This window comes from Burkholderia sp. S-53 (assembly GCF_025560745.1).
Lineage (GTDB): Bacteria > Pseudomonadota > Gammaproteobacteria > Burkholderiales > Burkholderiaceae > Burkholderia > Burkholderia pyrrocinia.
In genome coordinates, this window is the sequence record NZ_CP090483.1 from 2859058 (window position 1) to 2878569 (window position 19512).

At 69.0% G+C, this 19512-nt stretch carries 22 protein-coding genes, 1 other RNA gene and 1 riboswitch; of the genes, 11 read left to right on the forward strand and 12 right to left on the reverse strand.

Features of this window, described 5'->3' with window-relative positions; translation table 11 throughout:
* Positions 1–171 precede the first annotated feature (171 nt).
* Positions 172–1011 carry a pantoate--beta-alanine ligase gene (gene panC, locus LXM88_RS18255; protein ID WP_262535597.1) on the forward strand — a complete coding sequence of 280 codons (840 nt, stop codon included), beginning with the start codon at positions 172–174 and terminating at the stop codon, positions 1009–1011.
* Positions 1012–1055: 44 nt separating this feature from the next.
* Positions 1056–1442 carry an aspartate 1-decarboxylase gene (gene panD, locus LXM88_RS18260; protein ID WP_031398432.1) on the forward strand — a complete coding sequence of 129 codons (387 nt, stop codon included), beginning with the start codon at positions 1056–1058 and terminating at the stop codon, positions 1440–1442.
* Between the two features lie 136 nt (positions 1443–1578).
* On the opposite strand, the gene LXM88_RS18265 is transcribed toward panD, so the two are convergent.
* From LXM88_RS18265 to LXM88_RS18280, 4 genes are all read right to left on the reverse strand, one after another.
* Positions 1579–2247, reverse strand: coding sequence for a ParA family protein (locus tag LXM88_RS18265; RefSeq protein WP_262535599.1), 669 nt, complete (start codon positions 2245–2247; stop codon positions 1579–1581).
* A gap of 137 nt (positions 2248–2384) precedes the next feature.
* Positions 2385–2798, reverse strand: a complete 414-nt coding sequence (locus tag LXM88_RS18270) for a DoxX family protein (protein WP_262535600.1) — start codon at positions 2796–2798, stop codon at positions 2385–2387.
* Positions 2799–2948: 150 nt separating this feature from the next.
* Positions 2949–3089 (reverse strand): hypothetical protein, encoded by a 141-nt coding sequence (locus LXM88_RS18275; protein ID WP_166896785.1) that lies wholly within the window; start codon positions 3087–3089, stop codon positions 2949–2951.
* An 85-nt stretch (positions 3090–3174) separates the two neighbouring features.
* Complete coding sequence (locus LXM88_RS18280) at positions 3175–4677, reverse strand: cobyric acid synthase (protein WP_262535603.1); 1503 nt, start codon at positions 4675–4677, stop codon at positions 3175–3177.
* A 74-nt stretch (positions 4678–4751) separates the two neighbouring features.
* Between LXM88_RS18280 and cobU the strand changes: the two genes are divergently transcribed.
* The 4 genes from cobU to LXM88_RS18300 are packed head-to-tail and all read left to right on the forward strand — an operon-like array spanning position 4752 to position 8170.
* On the forward strand, positions 4752–5306 hold the full coding sequence (cobU, locus tag LXM88_RS18285) for a bifunctional adenosylcobinamide kinase/adenosylcobinamide-phosphate guanylyltransferase (RefSeq protein WP_262535604.1): 555 nt from the start codon (positions 4752–4754) through the stop codon (positions 5304–5306).
* Complete coding sequence (gene cbiB, locus LXM88_RS18290) at positions 5300–6244, forward strand: adenosylcobinamide-phosphate synthase CbiB (RefSeq protein ID WP_262535606.1); 945 nt, start codon at positions 5300–5302, stop codon at positions 6242–6244. Before cobU ends, cbiB begins: the two co-directional genes overlap by 7 nt.
* Positions 6237–7256 carry a threonine-phosphate decarboxylase CobD gene (gene cobD, locus LXM88_RS18295; protein ID WP_262535607.1) on the forward strand — a complete coding sequence of 340 codons (1020 nt, stop codon included), beginning with the start codon at positions 6237–6239 and terminating at the stop codon, positions 7254–7256. The genes cbiB and cobD overlap by 8 nt, the downstream gene beginning before the upstream one ends.
* Positions 7253–8170: a cobalamin-binding protein gene (locus LXM88_RS18300; RefSeq protein ID WP_262535608.1), complete on the forward strand. Its 918-nt coding sequence runs from the start codon at positions 7253–7255 to the stop codon at positions 8168–8170. Before cobD ends, LXM88_RS18300 begins: the two co-directional genes overlap by 4 nt.
* A 101-nt stretch (positions 8171–8271) precedes the next feature.
* Here LXM88_RS18300 and cobC read toward each other — a convergent pair whose 3' ends face one another.
* From cobC to LXM88_RS18330, 6 genes are read right to left on the reverse strand one after another with little or no spacing between them, the layout of a single operon-like run.
* On the reverse strand, positions 8272–8856 hold the full coding sequence (cobC, locus tag LXM88_RS18305; RefSeq protein ID WP_262535609.1) for an alpha-ribazole phosphatase: 585 nt from the start codon (positions 8854–8856) through the stop codon (positions 8272–8274).
* Entirely contained in the window at positions 8841–9617 is a 777-nt protein-coding gene (locus LXM88_RS18310; RefSeq protein WP_262535610.1) for an adenosylcobinamide-GDP ribazoletransferase, read from the reverse strand. Before LXM88_RS18310 ends, cobC begins: the two co-directional genes overlap by 16 nt.
* Positions 9607–10662 carry a nicotinate-nucleotide--dimethylbenzimidazole phosphoribosyltransferase gene (cobT, locus tag LXM88_RS18315; RefSeq protein ID WP_262535611.1) on the reverse strand — a complete coding sequence of 352 codons (1056 nt, stop codon included), beginning with the start codon at positions 10660–10662 and terminating at the stop codon, positions 9607–9609. The genes LXM88_RS18310 and cobT overlap by 11 nt, the downstream gene beginning before the upstream one ends.
* Before the next feature lie 52 nt (positions 10663–10714).
* Positions 10715–11530 (reverse strand): ABC transporter ATP-binding protein, encoded by an 816-nt coding sequence (locus LXM88_RS18320; RefSeq protein WP_412524140.1) that lies wholly within the window; start codon positions 11528–11530, stop codon positions 10715–10717.
* A gap of 5 nt (positions 11531–11535) precedes the next feature.
* The gene (locus tag LXM88_RS18325) at positions 11536–12534 is read right to left on the reverse strand and encodes a FecCD family ABC transporter permease (protein WP_175919237.1); all 999 of its coding nucleotides are present in this window, start codon (positions 12532–12534) and stop codon (positions 11536–11538) included.
* A 39-nt stretch (positions 12535–12573) separates the two neighbouring features.
* Positions 12574–14490, reverse strand: a complete 1917-nt coding sequence (locus LXM88_RS18330) for a TonB-dependent receptor plug domain-containing protein (protein WP_262535613.1) — start codon at positions 14488–14490, stop codon at positions 12574–12576.
* A gap of 64 nt (positions 14491–14554) precedes the next feature.
* Positions 14555–14808, reverse strand: a riboswitch (cobalamin riboswitch).
* A 154-nt stretch (positions 14809–14962) separates the two neighbouring features.
* Here LXM88_RS18330 and LXM88_RS18335 point away from each other — a divergent pair.
* From LXM88_RS18335 to LXM88_RS18355, 5 genes are all read left to right on the forward strand, one after another.
* Positions 14963–15313: an ATPase gene (locus LXM88_RS18335; RefSeq protein WP_006478092.1), complete on the forward strand. Its 351-nt coding sequence runs from the start codon at positions 14963–14965 to the stop codon at positions 15311–15313.
* Complete coding sequence (locus LXM88_RS18340; RefSeq protein ID WP_011352906.1) at positions 15310–15624, forward strand: cell division protein ZapA; 315 nt, start codon at positions 15310–15312, stop codon at positions 15622–15624. Before LXM88_RS18335 ends, LXM88_RS18340 begins: the two co-directional genes overlap by 4 nt.
* 81 nt (positions 15625–15705) lie before the next feature.
* A non-coding RNA gene (gene ssrS, locus LXM88_RS18345) (6S RNA) lies at positions 15706–15887 on the forward strand.
* Positions 15888–15998: 111 nt separating this feature from the next.
* Complete coding sequence (locus tag LXM88_RS18350; protein ID WP_262535616.1) at positions 15999–16460, forward strand: EVE domain-containing protein; 462 nt, start codon at positions 15999–16001, stop codon at positions 16458–16460.
* A 201-nt stretch (positions 16461–16661) separates the two neighbouring features.
* Positions 16662–17402 carry an SIMPL domain-containing protein gene (locus LXM88_RS18355; RefSeq protein ID WP_072443552.1) on the forward strand — a complete coding sequence of 247 codons (741 nt, stop codon included), beginning with the start codon at positions 16662–16664 and terminating at the stop codon, positions 17400–17402.
* A 111-nt stretch (positions 17403–17513) separates the two neighbouring features.
* Here LXM88_RS18355 and lgt read toward each other — a convergent pair whose 3' ends face one another.
* Together lgt and LXM88_RS18365 are read right to left on the reverse strand one after the other, a co-directional pair.
* Positions 17514–18404: a prolipoprotein diacylglyceryl transferase gene (gene lgt, locus LXM88_RS18360; RefSeq protein ID WP_262535618.1), complete on the reverse strand. Its 891-nt coding sequence runs from the start codon at positions 18402–18404 to the stop codon at positions 17514–17516.
* An 89-nt stretch (positions 18405–18493) separates the two neighbouring features.
* On the reverse strand, positions 18494–19408 hold the full coding sequence (locus LXM88_RS18365; protein ID WP_262535619.1) for a LysR substrate-binding domain-containing protein: 915 nt from the start codon (positions 19406–19408) through the stop codon (positions 18494–18496).
* Between the last annotated feature and the right edge of the window lie 104 nt (positions 19409–19512).

Here is a 19512-nt window from a genome sequence, read left to right on the forward strand (position 1 = left end):
GCCCGATTAAAAAGTGAACGATCGTTCTCTTTTCGATGCGTTTGGCGGCCAAATCCTCTACAATCCGCCGACGCCCGATGCGCCGCCCGCGCGCCGGCGTTCTCCGCTTCGACCCCGACGCCGCCGCTGCGGCGCCAACGCGCGCATGCGCGAGGAACCCGCTACCCGATCATGAAAGTCATCAGCTCGATCCATGAACTGCGCGACCAGTTGCGCGGACAGAACCGCACGGCGTTCGTGCCGACGATGGGCAACCTGCACGAAGGGCACCTGTCGCTGATGCGCCTCGCGCGCCAGCACGGCGACCCGGTCGTGGCGAGCATCTTCGTCAACCGGCTGCAGTTCGGCCCGAACGAGGATTTCGACAAGTATCCGCGCACGCTGCAGGACGATATCGAGAAGCTGCAGAAGGAAAACGTCTACGTGCTGTTCGCGCCGACCGAGCGCGACATGTACCCGGAACCGCAGGAATACCGCGTGCTGCCGCCGGACGATCTCGGCGGGATCCTCGAAGGTGAATTCCGGCCCGGTTTCTTCACCGGCGTGTGCACGGTCGTGTCGAAGCTGATGGCCTGCGTGCAGCCGCGCGTCGCCGTGTTCGGCAAGAAGGACTACCAGCAGCTGATGATCGTGCGCCGCATGTGCCATCAGCTCGCGCTGCCGGTCGACATCATCGCGGCCGAAACCGTGCGCGACGAGGACGGCCTCGCGCTGTCGTCGCGCAACCGCTACCTGTCGGCCGACGAGCGCCGGGAAGCCCCCGAACTCGCAAGGACGCTGCAGCGCATGCGCGAAAGCGTACTCGGCGGCGAGCGCGACCTCGGCAAGCTCGAGCAACTGGCGCGCACGCACCTGGCCGAGCGCGGCTGGGCGCCCGACTACCTGTCGATCCGCCGCCAGGCGAACCTGATCGCGCCGAGCGCCGCCGAACTCGAAGCCGGCGAGCCGCTCGTCGTGCTCGCGGCCGCGAAGCTCGGCGCGACGCGCCTCATCGACAACCTGGAAATCTGACGGGCCGCCCGCCCGCGCCTCTCACGACGCATCACGGAGACACCATGCAGCGCCACATGCTCAAATCGAAGATCCACCGCGCGGCAGTCACGCACTGCGAGCTGCACTACGAAGGCTCGTGCGCGATCGACGAAGACCTGCTCGAAGCGTCGAACATCGTCGAAAACGAACGGATCGACATCTGGAACATCAACAACGGCGAGCGCTTCTCGACGTACGCGATCAAGGGCGAGCGCGGCAGCGGGATGATCTCGCTGAACGGCTCCGCCGCGCGCCGTGCGCAGCTTGGGGACCTGGTGATCATCGCGGCATTCGCGATGGTCGACGAAGCCGAACTGCAGGCCGGCTGGAAGCCGAAGCTCGTGTTCATCGACGACGGCAACAAGATCAAGGGCCACCGCGATCACGTGCCGACGCAGAACTGGACGTAACTTGAGCGGCCGCCCGCGTGCCGTGGCGCGCGGGCGCGGCTGCGCCGCTTGCGATCGAAGGGCCGGATCCCGTGTCGCACGGGATCCGGCCCTTTCTCATTTTGTCGCGCACCGGCGTCACGGCCGCGCGACCGGATCAGGACGCCTTGGCGGCCTTTTCCGCCTTCTCCGCCTTCTTCGCGCGGCGCTCGGCCCACTCGACGATCGGCCGCCACTGTTCGAGGTCCTTGTCGACGCGGCTCTTCGCGACGTCCCACAGCGTGAGGCCGTGCGCGGCGATCTGCACGTAGTTCTGCGTGTCGCGCACGTAGCCGAGCACCGGCAGGCCGAGCCCTTCGACGAAGCGGTGCAGTTGGTCGGACGAGCGCGTGCGCGCATCGACCCGCATCCCGACGATCCCGACCTCGACGCTGCCCTTGCGCATGGCCTTCTCGCCTGCGAGGCGCTCCAGAAACTGCTGGGTCGCAAGAATATCGAACATCGACGGCTGCAGCGGCACGATCACCTTGTCGGCCAGTTGCAGCGCGACGCCGAGCCGGTTGCCGTGCAGGCCGGCCGGCGTATCGATCACTGCATATTCGAGGCCGCGCGGCGGCTTCGACGGCGCGTCCGGATCGAGATCCCACGCCTCGATTGCCGGCAAGCCGGCCGGCCGGAGGTCGAGCCACGCGTGCGCGGACTGCTGCCGGTCCAGATCGGCGAGCGCGACCCACGCACCCTGCGCCGCGAAATAGCCGGCAAGATTGGTGGACAGCGTGCTCTTCCCCACGCCGCCCTTCGGATTCGCCACCACGATCACCGTCATGAATTCCCCCGAAAAAGCCACGCGGCGCCGGCCGCATGGCTGGCGCCGCTCGATTGCTGATACAGGGAGCGATGATATCGGCAAACGGGGTGTCACCGGAACGGGTTGCGCCGAACGGCGCACGGCTCACGCGCCCGTCAGGCGCGCTGAACCGCGGCCTCCCGTGCGCCGATCGCGAACGCGCCGCCGCCCAGCAGCGCCTGCACGGCAAGCGTGACGGCCCAGAACGCCGGGTATTCCCAGCCGCCGTGCGGCGACGAGAAGCCCCAGCCGTTCGGCAGATGCGCGGCGGTCGCGCCGAGCATGAACGGCAGCAGCACGAGCGCGGCGACGCGCACGCGGAAGCCCGCGAGCAGCGCAAGGCCGCCCGCCAGTTCGACGAATGTGGTCAGGTACGCGAGCCAGCCCGGCAGGCCAATCGACGCGAAGAACTGCGCGGTGCCGGGCAGCGTGAAGACGAACACCTTCTGCGCGACGTGCGCGAGGTACAGCACGCCGAGCGCGACGCGCAGCAGCGTCGCGGCGAAATCGTTCAGGCGATTGGGGTTCATGGCGGATTCCTTCGTGAGTGGATGAGAATGGCCCCCACTCTATTCGAACCGATTCGGCCGATAAACACGCCAATCCGCTTTAACTGATTCCCACTAAGAATGAATCCGGTCGTAAAAAGGGGCATGACCGATCATGCCCCGATACCGGCGTCAGTAACCGCTCTTGCCTTGTGTCGCGTCGCCGGAACCGGACTGGCTGCCGCCCGGTGTGTATGAATCGCACGCGTGCGCAACCGCCGATGCACCCAGCAGCGCCGCGAGCAGCACGCTCCACCACCATCGAGCCTTCATCGTCGCACTCCTCCAGGCGGACATCCGCCCTCCTCCTGTGTTGTACGCGATCCGGCGGAAAAAGCGAGGGCGGCGCGGCGCCGCTTCAACGAAACTCGGCGTACAGCGCGTCGAGGTCGAGATGGTCGGCGAACGTGTCGGCCAGCCGCTCCAGCGATGCCTCGCGCAGCGCCGGATAGTCGATGCGCTCCGCGCCGTCGAGCCCGGCCCACGCGAGCAGCGCCGCGCACGCGTCGGGCGCGTCGAACAGCCCGTGCACGTAGGTCGCGAGGATCTGGCCGTCGGCGGAAACCGCACCGTCCGGGCGCGTGCCGCCCTGTGCGGCGTCGGTTGCCAGCGTCAGCGCGGACGCCGCGAGCGCGGGCCCGTGCGTGTCGCCCATGTGGATCTCGTAGCCGCGCACGGCAGCCCCGCCCGGCAGCGCGAGATGCCCGGTCACATTCTTCAGCGTCTTGTCGGGCTGCAGCGTCGTGTCGAACTCGAGCAGCCCGAGCCCCGGCACGCTGCCGGGCGCGCCTTCGAGGCCGAGCGGATCGTCGAGCGTGCGGCCGAGCATCTGCATCCCGCCACAGATGCCGATCACCTTGCCGCCGTAGCGCAGGTGGCGATGGATCAGCGCGTCCCAGCCCGCGTCGCGCAGCCATGCGAGGTCGCGCTGCACGCTCTTCGAGCCGGGCAGGATCAGCAGGTCGGCATCCGGCACCGGGCCGCTCTTCCAGTACGTGAACTCGACCTGCGGATGCGCGCGCAGCGGATCGAAATCGGTGTGGTTGCTGATGCGCGGCAGCGCGGGCACGACGACGCGCAGCACGCCGGCGTCGCCGCGTGCGGCGGCGCTGCGCGCCTGGGCGGGCAGCATGTCCTCCGCATCGAGCATCAGCCCGTGCAGGTACGGCAGCACGCCGAATACCGGCTTGCCGGTCTGCGCGCGCAGCCAGTCGAGCCCCGGTTCGAGCAGCTTGAAGTCGCCGCGGAAGCGGTTGATCACGAAGCCGCGCACGCGTGCGCGCTCGCTGTCCGACAGGCACGCGAGCGTGCCGACCAGGTGCGCGAACACGCCGCCGCGGTCGATGTCGGCGACGAGCACGACCGGGCAGTCGACGCGCTCGGCAAAACCCATGTTCGCGATGTCGCCGTCGCGCAGGTTGATCTCGGCCGGGCTGCCGGCGCCCTCGACGATCACCGTGTCGTAACCGGCGCGCAGGCGCGCATACGACTCGAGCACCGCGTCGAACGCAACCGGCTTGTAGTCGTGATACGCCCGCGCATTGAGGTTCAAACGCGCCTTGCCGTGAATGATCACCTGCGCGCCGCGGTCGCTCGTCGGCTTCAGCAGCACGGGGTTGAAATCCGTATGCGGCGCGACACCCGCGGCCAGCGCCTGCAGCGCCTGCGCGCGGCCGATCTCGCCGCCGTCGGCCGTCACCGCGCTGTTGAGCGCCATGTTCTGCGGCTTGAACGGCGCAACGCGCGCGCCGGCACGGCGCGCCAGGCGGCACAGGCCTGCGACGAGCGTGCTCTTGCCCGCATCGGACGTCGTGCCCTGGATCATCAGCGTGCCGCGCGGCCGCAACTCGGGTGCATTCATCGTGTAAAGGTCGTCGCGAAGCAAAGGCCGCATTATCGCCCGCGCCGGTACGCCCGCGCCGTTACAATCACGCGATGATTCCGCACGACCTCACCTTCGTCCTCGGCGGCGCGCGCTCGGGCAAGAGCGCGCATGCCGAGCAGCTCGCGGCCGACAGCGGCCGTCCCGTCACCTACATCGCGACCGCGACCGCCGCCGATGCCGAATTCGCGCAGCGCATCGCGCATCATCGCGCGCGCCGGCCGGCCGAATGGGGGTTCGCCGACGCGCCCGTCGACCTCGCCGGCACGCTCGCGCGGCTCGACGATCCGCACGCATGCCTGCTGGTCGACTGCCTGACGCTGTGGCTCACGAACCTGCTGTGCCCGGCCGACGGCGAACCGCTCGACGATGCGCAGTACGCGGCGCAGGTCGAGCGGCTCGAGCACGCATTGCGCGGCGCGCGCGCGAAGGTGATCGTCGTCAGCAACGAGATCGGGCTCGGCGTCGTGCCGCTCGGGTCGGTCACGCGCCGCTACGTCGACGAACTCGGGCGCCTGAACCAGCGCGTCGCCGCGCTCGCGACGCGCGTGACGCTGCTCGTCGCCGGGCTGCCGCTCGACCTCAAGACGGGAGCGCCGTCATGCTGATGCTGTCGCTGCCCGTCGTCGCGATGCTCGCAGTCGCGGCCGCGATCGTCGACCGCGCGATCGGCGAGCCCGCCGGCTGGCATCCGCTCGTCGCGTTCGGCCGCCTCGCCGCGCGCATCGAAGGCGCATCGAATACAGGCCGGCACGGCCGCGTGGTTGGCGTCGCCGCGTGGATCGCAGCCGTCGTCCCGCCGGTGGCCGTCGCCGCATGGCTCGTGGCCGTGCTGCCGTGGCCGCTCGCGGCCGCGCTGCACGTCGCGCTGCTGTGGTTCGCGCTCGGCGCGAAAAGTCTCGCCGACCATGTCGCACCGATCGCCGCGGCGCTGCTGCGGCGCGACCTCGGCGCCGCGCGCACGCTGACCGCGCGGATCGTGTCGCGCGACACGAGCGACGCCGACGAAGGCGCGTTGTCGCGCGCGGCCGTCGAATCGGCGCTCGAGAACGGCAACGACGCGATCTTCGGCGCACTCTTCTGGTTCGTCGTCGCGGGCGGCCCCGGCGCGCTGCTGTTCCGGCTCGCGAACACGCTCGACGCGATGTGGGGCTACCGCACGCCGCGCTTCCTGACCTTCGGCTGGGCCGCCGCGCGCCTCGACGACGCATTGAACTGGATTCCCGCGCGCCTCACGGCCGCGAGCTACGCACTGCTCGGCGACACGGCCGCCGCATGGCGCTGCTGGCGCACGCAGGCGCGCCACTGGGACAGCCCGAACGCGGGCCCGGTGATGGCCGCGGGCGCCGGCAGCCTGAACGTGCAGCTCGGCGGCCCGGCCGTCTATCACGGCGAGATCGAGGATCGTCCGGCGCTCGGCACCGGCGCACCGGCGACCGCCGTCCACATCGTCGCCGCGCTGTCGCTCGTCACACGCACGCTCGCGCTGTGGCTCGCGCTGCTGGTCGCGAGCGGCGCACTCGTCATGGCCACCCATCATGTCTGACACCCGCATCGCGCACGGCGGCAACCTGCATGAAGCCGCACGTCGCCACGGCATTCCGTACGACGCGTGGCTCGACCTGTCGACCGGCATCAATCCGGTCGGCTATCCGGTGCCGCCCGTCCCGGCCGACGCGTGGCGCCGGCTGCCCGACGACGGCGACGGCCTCGCGGCCTGCGCCGCGCAGTACTACCACGCGCCCGATCCCGCGCACGTGCTGCCGGTCGCCGGCAGCCAGGCCGCGATCCGCGCATTGCCTGCGTTGCTGCCGACCGGCGACGCCGGCGTCGCGTCGCTCGCGTACGGCGAATACGCACCCGCGTTCGCACGTCACGGCCACCGCGTCACTCCGCTCGACATCGGCACGGATACGTTGCCGATGACGCTGCGTCACGTCATCGTCGGGAATCCGAACAATCCGACCGCCGAATTCGTGCCGGCCGAGCGCCTGCTCGGCTGGCATGCGCAGTTGTCGGCGCGCGGCGGCACGCTGATCGTCGACGAGGCATTCGCCGACACGGGCGCGACGCAATCGCTCGCGCCGCAGGTCGATCGCCCGGGGCTCGTCGTGCTGCGCTCGGTCGGCAAGTTCTTCGGTCTCGCCGGCATCCGCGCGGGCTTCGTGCTCGCCTGCCCCGAACGGATCGTCGCGCTGCGCGACATGCTCGGCGCATGGACGGTCGGCGGCCCCGCGCGCCACGCGGTCGACGCGGCGTTCGCCGATCGTGCATGGCAGGCCGCCACGCGTGAACGACTCGCAGCCGACGGCGAGCGGCTGGCCGCACTGCTGCGCACGCACGGCTTCGCGGTTCGCGCGACACCGCTCTTCAGCTGGACCGACGATCCGCGCGCCGCGGCGCTGCATGCGGCGCTCGCGGCACGCGGCATCTGGACGCGACACTTCGCGAAGCCGTCCAGCGTGCGCATCGGCCTGCCGGGCAGCGAAGCCGAATGGCAGCGCCTCGGTGACGCGCTCGCGCACTGCGTGCCGATGCTGCAACAGGAATCCGCATGAGCCCGCGCAAGTTCCGCCGGCTGGCGCCGGCCGCGACACTGGCCGCGCTCGTTCACGCGCCGCTCGTCCACGCCGATGTCACGACGCGCGACGACGCCGGCAATACGGTTACGCTGCCGGCGCCCGCGCAACGCGTGATCAGCCTCGCGCCGCACGCGACCGAGCTGGTCTATGCGGCCGGCGGCGGCGGGAAGCTCGTCGGCACCGTCACGTACAGCGACTATCCGCCCGCTGCGCAAGCGGTGCCGCGCGTCGGCGACAACAAGGCGCTCGATCTCGAGCGGATCGCCGCGCTGAAGCCCGACCTGATCGTCGTCTGGCGGCACGGCAACGCCGAGCGGCAGACCGATGCGCTACGCGCGCTGCACATCCCGCTGTTCTTCAGTGAGCCGAAACATCTCGACGACGTATCGTCGTCGCTGCGCCGGCTCGGCACGCTGCTCGGCACGCAGCCGGCAGCCGATGCGGCCGCGGCGTCCTTTGCGCGCGACATTTCGACGCTGCGTGCACGTTACGCCGCGCGTCCGCCCGTCACGATGTTCTTCCAGGTCTGGGACCGCCCGCTGACGACGCTCAACGGCGCGCACCTGATCAACGACGTGATCGCGCTGTGCGGCGGCCGTAACGTGTTCGCGTCGCTCAAGCCGCTCGCGCCGAGTGTCACCGACGAGGCCGTGCTCGCGGCGAATCCGGAAGCGATCGTGACGACGAGCGCCGGCGCGACGCGTTCGGACGAACCGCTGCCGAGCCTTGCGCGCTGGCACGCGTGGCCCGCGCTGACGGCCGTTGCGCGCAACAACCTGTTCGCGATCGACGGCGACCTGCTGACGCGGCCGTCGCCGCGGATCGCGCAGGGCGCCGCCGCGCTGTGCGAGGATCTCGATGCCGCGCGTGCGCGGCGGCCGGCGCGCTGATTTCCGACGACTTGCGCGTTCGTCGCGCACATCTCGATGCGCCCGGTGCTTGAGGTGGTTTGACCGCGCGTTGTGCCGTGCACATGCAGGCTCGGGCGAACCTATTCATCCCAGTGCACGACTTCCCATGTTCGCGCCGCATCGTCCGCACGCAGCCAGACGACACCGCCCGTCGGCACCGGCCGCGACAGCAGCGTATCGAGCGGCACACGCAACACATGCGATGCGAACGCGCGGATCACCCCCGCATGCGTGACCGCCCATTGCGGCCGATCGGCCCGCATGGCCGCGTCGGCCCGCCGTGCAACCCGCGCGGCGAACCGCTCGACGCTTTCGCCGCCATGCGCACACGCATGCATCAGGTCGGCCGCCCACGCATCGAGCGCCGCACGGTCGATATCGTCCCAGCGCCGCATTTCCCACGCGCCGAAATCCATTTCCTGCCAGCCGGCATCGCGCAGCAGCGGCACATCGATTGCCTGCGCCAGCCGTTCGGCGATCGATGCGCAGCGCTGCAACGGGCTCGTCCAGATCTGCTCGGGCCGCGGCGCACCGAGAGCCGACAGATGCGCGCACACCGCATGCGCGCCGGCATCGGCCGTTGCAGCGAGCGGCACGTCGCTGCGTCCGTAGCAGATGCCCGGCCCGACGGCGACGGCCGGATGGCGGATCAGGACGACGTCCATCCGAGCACCACGAGATAGATCGCCAGTTCGCTCAGTTGCTGCGCGAAGCCGAGACAGTCGCCCGTATAACCGCCGATCCGCTTCAGGAAATAGCGGGCCGCCCACGCGCGCACGAGCACGAGCGCGACGCCTGCGGCGAGGCCCACGCGCCAGTCCGGCCAGAACAGCCACGGCAATCCGAATACCGCCGCGACGCATGCCGTGCGTGCGCCCATCCGTTGCGCGACCGGCTTCGCCTTGCCTTCGGCGCGCACATAGTCGAGCGACATCAGCAGGCTGACGGCCGCCGTGCGGCTCGCCGCATGCGCGGCGATCATCGTCCATGCGGCACGCAGCGGCGGCATGGCCGCGAGCGCCTGCCATTTCAGGCCGAGCGCGATCACGAGCGCGACCGCACCGAACGTGCCGATCCGCGAGTCGTGCATGATGCGCAGCACGTCGTCGCGCGTATAGCCGCCGCCGAACGCGTCGCAACTGTCGGCGAGGCCGTCCTCGTGGAACGCGCCGGTCGCGAGCAGCGTCGCGGCCATCGACAGCCCGACCGCGATCGACGCGGGCAGCACGCGCAGCGCGGCGAGATAGACGAGCGCGCCCCACGCGCCGACGCATGCGCCGACGAGCGGGAAATAACGCGCGGCCTGGTCGAGATCGCCGGCCGCGTAGCCGATCGCGCGCGGCACGGGCATGCGCGTGAAGTAGCCGAGCGCGACGAAGAAGTAGCGCAGTTCGGCACGCACGCCGCGCGCGCGATCAGGCGTCACGATTGTCGACGCCGGCGGACTCGAAGCTCGCCATCTCGCTGAGGAACGCAGCAGCCGCTCGCACGAGCGGCAGCGCGAGCGCCGCGCCCGTGCCTTCGCCGAGCCGCAGGTCGAGCGCGAGCAGCGGCTTCGCGCCGAAATGCTCGAGCATGCGCCGGTGCCCGGCCTCGTGCGACGTATGCGAGAACACGCAGTAGTCGCGCACGCCGGGCGCGATGCGCTCGGCGACGAGCAGCGCGGCCGTCGCGATGAAGCCGTCGACGAGGATCGTCATCCGCTCGCTCGCGGCCGCGAGATATGCGCCCGTCATCATCGCGATCTCGAAGCCGCCGAACGTCGCGAGCACGTCGAGCGGCGCGATCGCGTGCGAGTGCTTGACCATCGCACGGCCGAGCACCGCGCGCTTGTGCGCGAGCCCCTGGTCGTCGAGGCCCGTGCCGCGCCCGACGCATGCGTCGATCGGCACGCTCAGCAGGCGGCTCATCAGGCACGCGGCCGACGACGTGTTCGCGATCCCCATCTCGCCGAAGCCGATCACGTTCGTGCCGAGCGATGCATGCAGGCGCACACGCGCCGCACCGGCCGCAAGCGCCGTCATCGCGTCGTCGCGTGTCATCGCCGGCTCCGCCGCGAAGTTGCGCGTGCCGCGCGCGACCGGCAGCGACACCAGCCGGTCGGACAGCGGCAGCGGCGACGCGACGCCCGCATCGACGATCTCGAGCGTGCACTGCGCGACGCCCGAGAACGCGTTGATCGCCGCGCCGCCGGCGAGGAAGTTCGCGACCATCTGCGCGGTCACCGCTTGCGGATAAGGACTTACGCCCTCGGCTGCGATCCCGTGATCGCCTGCGAACACGATCATCACGGGGCGCTGCACGACCGGCCGCTCGGTGTGCTGGATCAGGCCAATCTGCAGCGCGACCGCCTCGAGCTGGCCAAGGCTGCCGGGCGGCTTGGTCTTGTGGTCGATCACATGCTGCAGGCGCTTGCGCAGCGCATCGTCGAGCGGCGCGATCGCGGGCGGGAACTGGGTCGGAGTCGTCATCGAGGAACCGTGTCGTTGGCGCGGCCTGCGCCGCGCATCGTAAAGGAAAAGGTCATTGTCGCCCGGGCCACGCAGGCAGCAGCGCGTCGCGGCCATGCTCGCGGATCAGCACGAGCGGATAGCCGAACGCGTCGCTTGCGCGCTCGGGCGTCAGCACGTCGTGCACGGGGCCGGCCCATGCATGGCCGCGGCCGTCGAGCAACAGCGCATGCGTCGCAAAACACCGCGCGAGGTTCAGGTCGTGGCACGAGAACAGCACCGTGCGCGGGCCCGCATCGAGCCACGCGGTCAGCGCGGTCAGGCAGTCGATCTGGTGATGCAGGTCGAGATGCGCGAGCGGCTCGTCGAGCAGCATCAGCGGCGCATCCTGACACAGCGTCGCGGCCAGCGCGACCCGCTGCCGTTCGCCGCCCGACAGCGACAGCACGTCGCGCGACGCGAGCGCGGCCAGGTCGAACGTCGCAAGCGCGTCGTGCGCGGCCGCGCGGTCACCGTCACGCTCCCAGCCCCAGCCGCCGAGATACGGAAAGCGATTGAGCAGCACCGTGTCGAACACGGTCGCGCTGAATGCATCGTGCAGTTGCTGCGGCATCAGCGCACGGCGCTGCGCGAGTTGCGCAGGCTGCCACGCGGCGAGCGGCCGGCCGTCGATCTCGACCCGGCCGCCGGCCGGCGACTGCAGCCCCGCGAGCGTCGCGAGCAGCGTCGTCTTGCCCGCACCGTTCGGCCCCGCGACGCACCAGATTTCGCCGGGACGGAAGGCCTGCGTGAAGCCGTCGAGCAGCATGCGCGCACCGGCCTTCAGCGTCAGGTCGACAGTCGCGTAGGTCATGTCGTCGCGTAAGGCAGCGGCGGAGTGCTGCGCCATGTTCGTCATCGCATCGGCCTCCTCAGCAACATCCACAGGAACACCGGCACGCCGATCAACGCGGTCATCACGCCGACCGGCAATTGCGCGGGCGCGATCGCGGTGCGCGCGAGCAGGTCGGCCGCCATCACGCCGCCGCCGCCCGCAAGCATCGCGGCCGGCAGCAGCATCCGCTGGTCGTTGCCGAACGCGAGCCGCAGCGCATGCGGCACGACGAGGCCGACGAAGCCGATCGTGCCGGCCGTCGTCACCGCCGCCGCCGCGGCCAGCGACGCGACGAGATAGATCCTCACACGCAGGCGCGCGACGGGCACGCCGAGCGCGAGCGCGGTCGCGTCGCCGCGCAGCAGCACGTTCAATTGCGGCGCAGCCGGCAGCGCGACACATGCGGCCAATAGCAGCGCACCCCACGCGAACCACGGTGCGGTCACGCCGTTCAAGTCGCCCGTCAGCCAGAAGATGATCCCGCGCAACCGCGCATCGGGCGCGAGCGACAGCAGCAGCGTGACGAGCGCGCCCCACCCTGCCGCGATCACGACACCGGTGAGCAGCAGCCGCGGCGACGCGTCGCGCGAATCGCCGCGCCACAGCTCGCGGCGCGCGAGACCGAGCACGAGCGCAACCGACACGAGCGCGCCGGCAAACGCCGACGCATCGACGAGCCACCACGCACCGCCCGCGATCATCGCGACCAGCGCGAACCCGGCCGCGCCGCCGGACACGCCGAGCACGTACGGTTCCGCGAGCGGGTTGCGCAGCAGCACCTGCAGCAGCGCACCGGCAAGCGCGAGCAGCGCACCGCACGCGAAGCCCGCGAGCGCGCGCGGCAGGCGCAGCGTGCGGACGATGTCGGCGAACAGCGCATCGCCGCCATGCGGCACGAGCGACGCGAGCGCCTGCCACGGCGACATCGGCACGCTGCCGATCGACAGCGACGCGACGAACAGCAACGCGACCGCGGCGGCCAGCGCGGCCCAGATCGCGGCGGCGCGCGCGGCGCTCATGCCGCGCACGGCCCCGCGCACGACGTGCGGCGCATCCGCTTACTGCTGCTGCCAGCCGAGCGTGACATAGGCGCCGCGCTTCGGCGTGTTGTAGGCATATGCAAGCTCGTAGTCCTTGTCGAGCAGGTTATCGATACGCGCGCTGACGTACCACGACTTCGTGATGTTGTAGCGCGCGGACAGGTTGACGATCCCGTAGCCGCCGAGCCGCCCGCCGCCCGAATCGTCGCGCGCGCCGCTCACGAGCCATTCGCCGCCGACGCGCCACGCGCCGAATGCGCGGTTCACGGCCATCGACGCGAAACGTCGCGCGCGGCGGTCGAGATCCTGATTCTGCGTTTCGTTGACCGGGTTCTGCAACGTGGCGGCAACCCGTACGTCGGTCGCGCCGACATGCCCCTGCCACGATCCTTCGAGCCCCTGCACCTTCGCGCTGCCGACGTTCTGCGCAATATAGTAGAAACCGCTCGCGTCGGGCCGATAGTTGATCAGGTTCGCGTAGCGCGTCTGGAACGCGGTGAGCCGCATCACGCCCACTGCGTCGGACGCGTACTGCAGCGCGGCTTCGATCGAATGGCTGCGCTCCGGCTGGATCGACGGGTTGCCGGCCATCGGGAAATAGAGGTCGTTGAAGCTCGGCGCGCGAAACGCGTCCGAATAGCTCGCGGTCACCTTCCAGCGATCGGTCAGCTCGAGGCCGTAGCCGAGATAGTAGGAATTGGCGCCGCCGAAGTCCGAGTACTGGTCGCGGCGCAGGTTCGCCTGGAACTGCTGGTGGCCGACGCGCCCCGAATAACCGATCCAGCCGGAATTCACGTGACGCTGCGGCGCGGCATACGCATTCGACATGAACTGCTGGTCGAGTCGCTCGTAGCCGGCCTGGATCAGGTGATCCGGCGCGATCCGGAAATCGTTCTGCCACGTGTACTGGCGGTTGTCGGTATTGAAGTGATCGGTATAGGCGCCGTTCAGCGCCGACTGGCTGCGATCGTTTCCGGTCGACACGCTCAGGTGAGCGGTCCACCAGTCGGTCAGCTTGCCGTTCGCGAACGCACGCACCTGCTGCACGCGCGAATAGAGGTTGTTCAGGTCGGTCGGCGCGCCCCACGCGTTGTCGTAGCTGTTGTTGCCGTTCGACTGGAAATAGCTGACGCCCGCATCCCAGCGATCGTTGAAGCGGTGGCGCAGCGCCGCGGTGATGCTCTCGTTCAGGTAGCCGTTCGCATTCGGGTTCGCGTTCGGCTTCTTCGCCGGATCGAGCGCGGAAAAGCCGTTGTCCTTGTCGCGCGCGATCGACACGCTGAACGTCGTCTTCCCGTCGCTGTCGAGCCGGCCCGATACGCCGGCCTGCTGGGTCTGCGTGCCGTAGCTGCCGACGCCGACCGCGAAGTTGAAGCGCGGCGGACGATTGCCGCCGTCCTTCGTGAACACCTGCACGACGCCGCCGATCGCGCCCGAGCCATACAGCGACGACACGTTGCCGTTGACGATCTCGACGCGCTCGATCTGGTCGAGCGGCAACTGGCTCAGTTGCGCGGCACCGAGACTCGCGGAGTCGACCCGCACGCCGTCGATCAGCACGAGCGACTGCGTCGACTCCGCGCCGCGCAGGAACATCGTCGCGCTCGCGCCGGGGCCGCCGTTGCGCACGATCTGCGCGCCGGGCGCAAACGCGAGCAGCGTCGGCAGGTCGGCGCCCGGGTGCGCGGCGATATCCTGCGCGTCGAATACGGTGGTTTGCGGAATCGCGTCGGCCAGCGCCTGCGGCGCGCGCTGCGCGGTGACGACGACCGGTTCGAGCATGGTCGCAGCGGCAGGCTGGGCCGCGGGCCCTGTGGACGTTGCCGCGGGTACGGCGGACGCCGCGGAATCGGCATTCGCCGCGGCCTGCGCGGCGGCGGCAAGCGGCAATCCGCAGAGCGCGCCGAGCGCCGTGCGGACGATTGGGGTCAGCATGAAGATAAATCCCGTGAAGCACTGCGCGCCCCGCCTCCCCGCAGGTCGCGCGTCACGAAGCCCGTGCGGGCTCCCCGCCTCGGCCGGTATCCGGGCTGGCGGCATACCGGCTCGCCTTCCCGCGCGAAGACGCGCAGTGGCCCGCGTCCGCGTGCGAAACCTGCACGCGGAACGCGCCCGAGCCGGCCTGCGTCACTGGACGCGGCCGCTTACCGTTGCGGGGGCAGCGCAGGTTGGCGGTCTCCTGGCGGAGCCCGCGCCCTGCTTCCCGTTTAACCGCGCGTTCCACGCGCGAGCACCGAGGCGGCGCCAGTTTAGGAGCCGCTCGCGCGAGCGTCAAGGAAGCGTCCGGACACGCACGGGACGCGCCCATTCGCGGCAAGAAGCGGGGGTGTTACGACTGGAAACGTTACAGATGTCGGATTGCGCGTTATTCCGCGCTAAAATGCTGGGTCTTTAGAGGACGCAGCAAATGCTCAACGAACTCGAAACCTTATCTCAAAATATTGGCCGTCTGATTTCGCTGAACAAGCGCTATCACTCGGAACGGCTCGCGCTCGAGGAGCAGGTCGCGCAATTGCGCGCGGAAGCGGACACGGTCCGCGCGGAACTCGCGCAACTGCGCGACGAACGCAATGCGCTCGCGGCCGAGCGCGACACGCTGTCGGCGAAAATCGACGACGCGCAGGTGAAACTGAACGCGATTCTCGAAAAGCTGCCGCGCTCGAAAAGCGCGGAGCAAGCCGACAACCAGCTCGACCTGCTGGATGCGCAGGCGCGTACGGATGGCGATGACGCGGCCAGCCACGGAGAACATGCATGAGCACCAAGCAGATCGAAGTCTCGATTCTCGGTCAGGCCTATCGTCTCGCCTGTTCGGCCGAGACCGAAGCGGCACTGCTCGAGGCGGTCGCGCGCGTCGACGCCGAAATGTCGAAAATCCGCTCGAACAGCTCGGTACGCGGCACCGATCGCATCGCGGTGATGGCGGCACTGTCGCTCGCATCGGAATTGCTGCGGCTGCAAACGAGCGTGCGGCACGGTGAAGCATTTCCGGCGGAGGAAATCCGTCGTACAATGCACCAGATGAACGAACAGCTCGGCGCGGTGCTCGCACAGCACGAGACGCAGTAACGTTTTAATCGATGCGTCGATTCTCCTTGATCTCGGCGATCAACGGTGGTCAAATTGGCGCATCGAAACACAGTTCAGTCAGCTTCCCTGCCTGGTTCGCCAAGGTCATATATTCCTTGAACCAATGCCATGTGCACGGTTGCGGAAATTTGTAGCACGGGCGCGCGCGTCACTCTGTCTGATGTACCCGAAGTGCTGCTAACTGCGACCAATTCTGAACCTCAGGTTCAGGATGCCGGCCTAGCGGCCAAGGCGGGGGCCTATCCAACGGCATCGGGCGAGTCCCGGTGCCGTTTCCTTTTTCAGGGTCTGTTTGCATGCGAAACGCGCATGCATATAGGCGATCATGCCTCCTGCTGCGTCGATCACGATCCATGCAATACTGGCTGATGAAGTCCGAACCGGACGAAGCAAGCATCGACGATCTCGCCAACGCACCGCAGCGCTCGCTGCCGTGGACCGGTGTGCGTAACTATCAGGCGCGCAATTTCATGCGCGACACGATGAAGATCGGCGACGGCGTGCTGTTCTATCACTCGAGCTGCCCCGAGCCGGGCATCGCAGGCCTCGCCGAAGTGTCGTCGACGCCCTACCCCGATCCCACGCAGTTCGATCCGAAAAGCCCCTATTACGACCCGAAGTCGACACAGGAAGCACCGCGCTGGCTGCTCGTCGACGTGCGCTATGTGAAAAAGTCGCCGCTCGTGCCGCTCAACGCACTGCGCGAACACGACGAACTCGCCGACATGCGCGTGCTCGCGCGCGGCAACCGGCTGTCGATCACGCCCGTCACGCGTGCCGAATGGCGGTTCATCACCGAAAAGCTGATGAAGTAGGCGCACGCAGCGCACGCAGTAGGCACACACCAAAGGTCAAATCTGGTCAGCACGCGCGGCCGCCGCGGAACTCGCGGGCCTTTCGCGCAGCCTAAGCAACCGCTGTCGGCCTATCGGGCCGGCCGTTTTTTTTCGTTGCGCGGTACGCCCGCGTCGTGCACGCGTGATCCGCGTGCGCGCCCTCGCACCAGGAGTCCAACAATGACCAAGAAATCCGCACTCGCGCTGTCGCTCGCCCTCGCCGCCGCCGTTCCCGTCGCGCTGACGCTCGCGTCGCCCGCCGCGCACGCGCAGACCGCGAACCCGCACTTTCCGGAACCGGCGGGCGTGCTGTCGCTTTCGTCGCAGGCCAGCGCCGACGTGCCGCAGGACATCATCCACATCACGCTGTTCTACGAACAGCAGGCCAAGGATCCGGGCAGCCTCACGTCCGCGCTGAACCAGCGTGCCGATGCCGCGCTGTCGCAGGCGAAGGGCGTCTCGGGCGTCACCGCGCACACGGGCGCATTCTCCGTGTATCCGAGCACCGATCGCGACGGGAAGATCTCCGCATGGCGCGGCCGTACCGAGGTCGCACTCGAATCGCGCGATTTCGCCGCGGCGTCGAAGCTTGCAGGCCAGTTGTCGAACCTGATGCAGGTTGCGAACGTCGAGTTCTCGCTGTCGCCCGAAGCGCAGCGCACGGCCGAGCAGAAGCTCACGACCGAAGCGATCAAGTCGTTCCGCGCCCGCGCGGACGAAGCCGCGAAGGCGTTCGGCTACAGCAGCTACACGATCCGCGATGTCAACGTCGGCAGCGGCCGCAACGTGCAGCCGTATCCGCGCATGATGGCGATGGCTGCAGCGCCGATGGACAGCGCGAAGATGAGCGCCCCGATCGCGGTCGAAGGCGGCAAGGCCACCGTGTCGGTCACCGTCAACGGTTCGGTGCAGATGAAGTAACGCGCAACGCGCGGCTGTCAGAAACGCAAAACGCCGGCCCGAGGGCCGGCGTTTCTTATTTGCAAGCGGGTTGACGATGCACGCACCGGTTGCGCGCGCATCGGTATCGCATCACGCAGCCGCATTCGCCGCGCGACGGCGATACGCCCAGACCATCAGCGCGACGCCCGCGAGGATCATCGGCAGCGACAGCCACTGCCCCATCGACAGGCCGAGCGCAAGCAGGCCGAGGAAGTCGTCGGGCTCGCGCGCGAACTCGACCGTGAAGCGCGCGAGGCCGTAGCCGATCAGGAACAGCGCGGACACGGCGCCCATCGGCCGCGACTTGCGCGAGAAGAAGAACAGCGCGAAGAACAGCGCGATGCCTTCGAGCGCGATTTCATAGAGCTGCGAAGGATGGCGCGGCAGCATCTGGTATTGCATGAACACGTCGGCGAGATGCCACTTCTCGACGAGCGCCGGATGTTTCGGCAGCCAGGCCGCATCGTCGCGCATCGCGCCCGGGAACAGCATCGCCCACGGCGCCGTCGGATCGGTCACGCGGCCCCACAGCTCGCCGTTGATGAAGTTGCCGAGCCGCCCGGCCGCGAGCCCCGTCGGCACCATCGGCGCGACGAAATCGGTGACCTGCAGCCAGTGGCGCTTGCGCTGCCACGCGAACAGCACCATCGCGAGCGTCACGCCGAGGAAGCCGCCGTGAAACGACATGCCGCCTTCCCACACCTTGAACACGTCGAGCGGATGCGAGAAGTAGAAATCGGCCTTGTAGAACAGCACATAGCCGAGCCGGCCGCCGAGCACGGTGCCGAGCACGCCGTAGAACATCATGTCGTCGATGTCCTTCGCGGTCCAGCCCTGCGCCGCAACGTGCGGCAGCTTCAGGCGGATCCGGCCGACGACGATCGCCGCGATGAAGCCGACGAGATACATGAGGCCGTACCAGCGCACGGCCAGCGGCCCGAGATGGATCGCAACGGGGTCGAAATTCGGGTGAATGATCATGGGTTAGCGAAGAAGTTTTCGAATGCGGTACGGCGATCGCGAACGCGCAGCACCGCGCATTGGACGGCACCGGTGCACCATCGTTCACGTCACGCGGCAACGCCCTGCGCACGCACGACGTCGATGAAGCCGGCGAGCACGGGACTCACGTCGCCCGTGCGCCACACGAGGCCTGTCTCGACGACCGGCGCATGACCGGCGAGCGGCCGGTAGACCACGCCGGTGCGCCGCAGGTTACGCAGCGATTGCGGCACCAGTGCGACGCCCATGCCGGCCGACACGAGGCTGACGATCGTCTGCATCTGGACCGCCTCCTGGCCGATGCGCGGAGTTTCCCCCGCCGCGCCGTAGCAGCCCGTAATGATGTCATAAAAGCCGGGCGCCAAACGACGCGGAAAGATCACGAGCGGCAATGCGGCGACATCGGCGAGATGCACGGGCTCGTCCTCGGGCGCATCGGACGTTGCTGCCGGCATCGCGACCACCAGCGGCTCGCGCACGACGGGCAGGTACGACAGCCCGGCCGCGTGACGCGGCGGCACCGGCGGAATGACGAGCCCGGCATCGATGCGGCCGGCGACGAGTTCGTCGATCTGCACGTCGCTCGTCGCCTCCGCAAGCTGCAGGCGCACCTGTGGATAACGCGCACCGAACGCGCGCAACAGCGACGGCAGCAGTCCGTAATCGGCGGTCGACACGAACGCGAGCGACAGCGAGCCGGCCTCGCCGCGCGCAAGCCGCCGCGCGAGCGGCGGCAGCGCGTCGGCCGACGCAAGCAGCCGACGCACGTCGGGCAACAGCGCCGCACCCACCGCCGTCAACGCGACCGAGCGCTTGGTCCGCACGAACAGCGCGACGCCGAGCGCATCCTCGAGCGCCCGGATCGCCTGCGACAGCGGCGGCTGCGTCATCGACAGGCGCTCGGCCGCGCGGCCGAAATGACGCTCGTCGGCAACGGTCATGAAATAGCGCCACTGGCGCAGGTCGGGTGTCGGATCGGCCATGCGTCACTCATTCGCAAAACGACTTAATAAGCGACAAATAATATATTGGACATCCCAATCCGGAAACTCCATTCTTGTTTCATCCGAACCGGCACGCCGCACAC

Excerpts from the sequence above, each read along its gene's own strand:
- panC (WP_262535597.1), top strand. The coding sequence starts at position 172 with ATGAAAGTCATCAGCTCGATCCATGAACTGCGCGACCAGTTGCGCGGA.
- panD (WP_031398432.1), top strand. The coding sequence starts at position 1,056 with ATGCAGCGCCACATGCTCAAATCGAAGATCCACCGCGCGGCAGTCACG.
- LXM88_RS18265 (WP_262535599.1), bottom strand. The coding sequence starts at position 2,247 with ATGACGGTGATCGTGGTGGCGAATCCGAAGGGCGGCGTGGGGAAGAGC.
- LXM88_RS18270 (WP_262535600.1), bottom strand. The coding sequence starts at position 2,798 with ATGAACCCCAATCGCCTGAACGATTTCGCCGCGACGCTGCTGCGCGTC.
- LXM88_RS18275 (WP_166896785.1), bottom strand. The coding sequence starts at position 3,089 with ATGAAGGCTCGATGGTGGTGGAGCGTGCTGCTCGCGGCGCTGCTGGGT.
- LXM88_RS18280 (WP_262535603.1), bottom strand. The coding sequence starts at position 4,677 with ATGAATGCACCCGAGTTGCGGCCGCGCGGCACGCTGATGATCCAGGGC.
- cobU (WP_262535604.1), top strand. The coding sequence starts at position 4,752 with ATGATTCCGCACGACCTCACCTTCGTCCTCGGCGGCGCGCGCTCGGGC.
- cbiB (WP_262535606.1), top strand. The coding sequence starts at position 5,300 with ATGCTGATGCTGTCGCTGCCCGTCGTCGCGATGCTCGCAGTCGCGGCC.
- cobD (WP_262535607.1), top strand. The coding sequence starts at position 6,237 with ATGTCTGACACCCGCATCGCGCACGGCGGCAACCTGCATGAAGCCGCA.
- LXM88_RS18300 (WP_262535608.1), top strand. The coding sequence starts at position 7,253 with ATGAGCCCGCGCAAGTTCCGCCGGCTGGCGCCGGCCGCGACACTGGCC.
- cobC (WP_262535609.1), bottom strand. The coding sequence starts at position 8,856 with ATGGACGTCGTCCTGATCCGCCATCCGGCCGTCGCCGTCGGGCCGGGC.
- cobT (WP_262535611.1), bottom strand. The coding sequence starts at position 10,662 with ATGACGACTCCGACCCAGTTCCCGCCCGCGATCGCGCCGCTCGACGAT.
- LXM88_RS18320 (WP_412524140.1), bottom strand. The coding sequence starts at position 11,530 with ATGGCGCAGCACTCCGCCGCTGCCTTACGCGACGACATGACCTACGCG.
- LXM88_RS18325 (WP_175919237.1), bottom strand. The coding sequence starts at position 12,534 with ATGAGCGCCGCGCGCGCCGCCGCGATCTGGGCCGCGCTGGCCGCCGCG.
- LXM88_RS18330 (WP_262535613.1), bottom strand. The coding sequence starts at position 14,490 with ATGCTGACCCCAATCGTCCGCACGGCGCTCGGCGCGCTCTGCGGATTG.
- LXM88_RS18335 (WP_006478092.1), top strand. The coding sequence starts at position 14,963 with ATGCTCAACGAACTCGAAACCTTATCTCAAAATATTGGCCGTCTGATT.
- LXM88_RS18340 (WP_011352906.1), top strand. The coding sequence starts at position 15,310 with ATGAGCACCAAGCAGATCGAAGTCTCGATTCTCGGTCAGGCCTATCGT.
- LXM88_RS18350 (WP_262535616.1), top strand. The coding sequence starts at position 15,999 with ATGCAATACTGGCTGATGAAGTCCGAACCGGACGAAGCAAGCATCGAC.
- LXM88_RS18355 (WP_072443552.1), top strand. The coding sequence starts at position 16,662 with ATGACCAAGAAATCCGCACTCGCGCTGTCGCTCGCCCTCGCCGCCGCC.
- lgt (WP_262535618.1), bottom strand. The coding sequence starts at position 18,404 with ATGATCATTCACCCGAATTTCGACCCCGTTGCGATCCATCTCGGGCCG.
- LXM88_RS18365 (WP_262535619.1), bottom strand. The coding sequence starts at position 19,408 with ATGGCCGATCCGACACCCGACCTGCGCCAGTGGCGCTATTTCATGACC.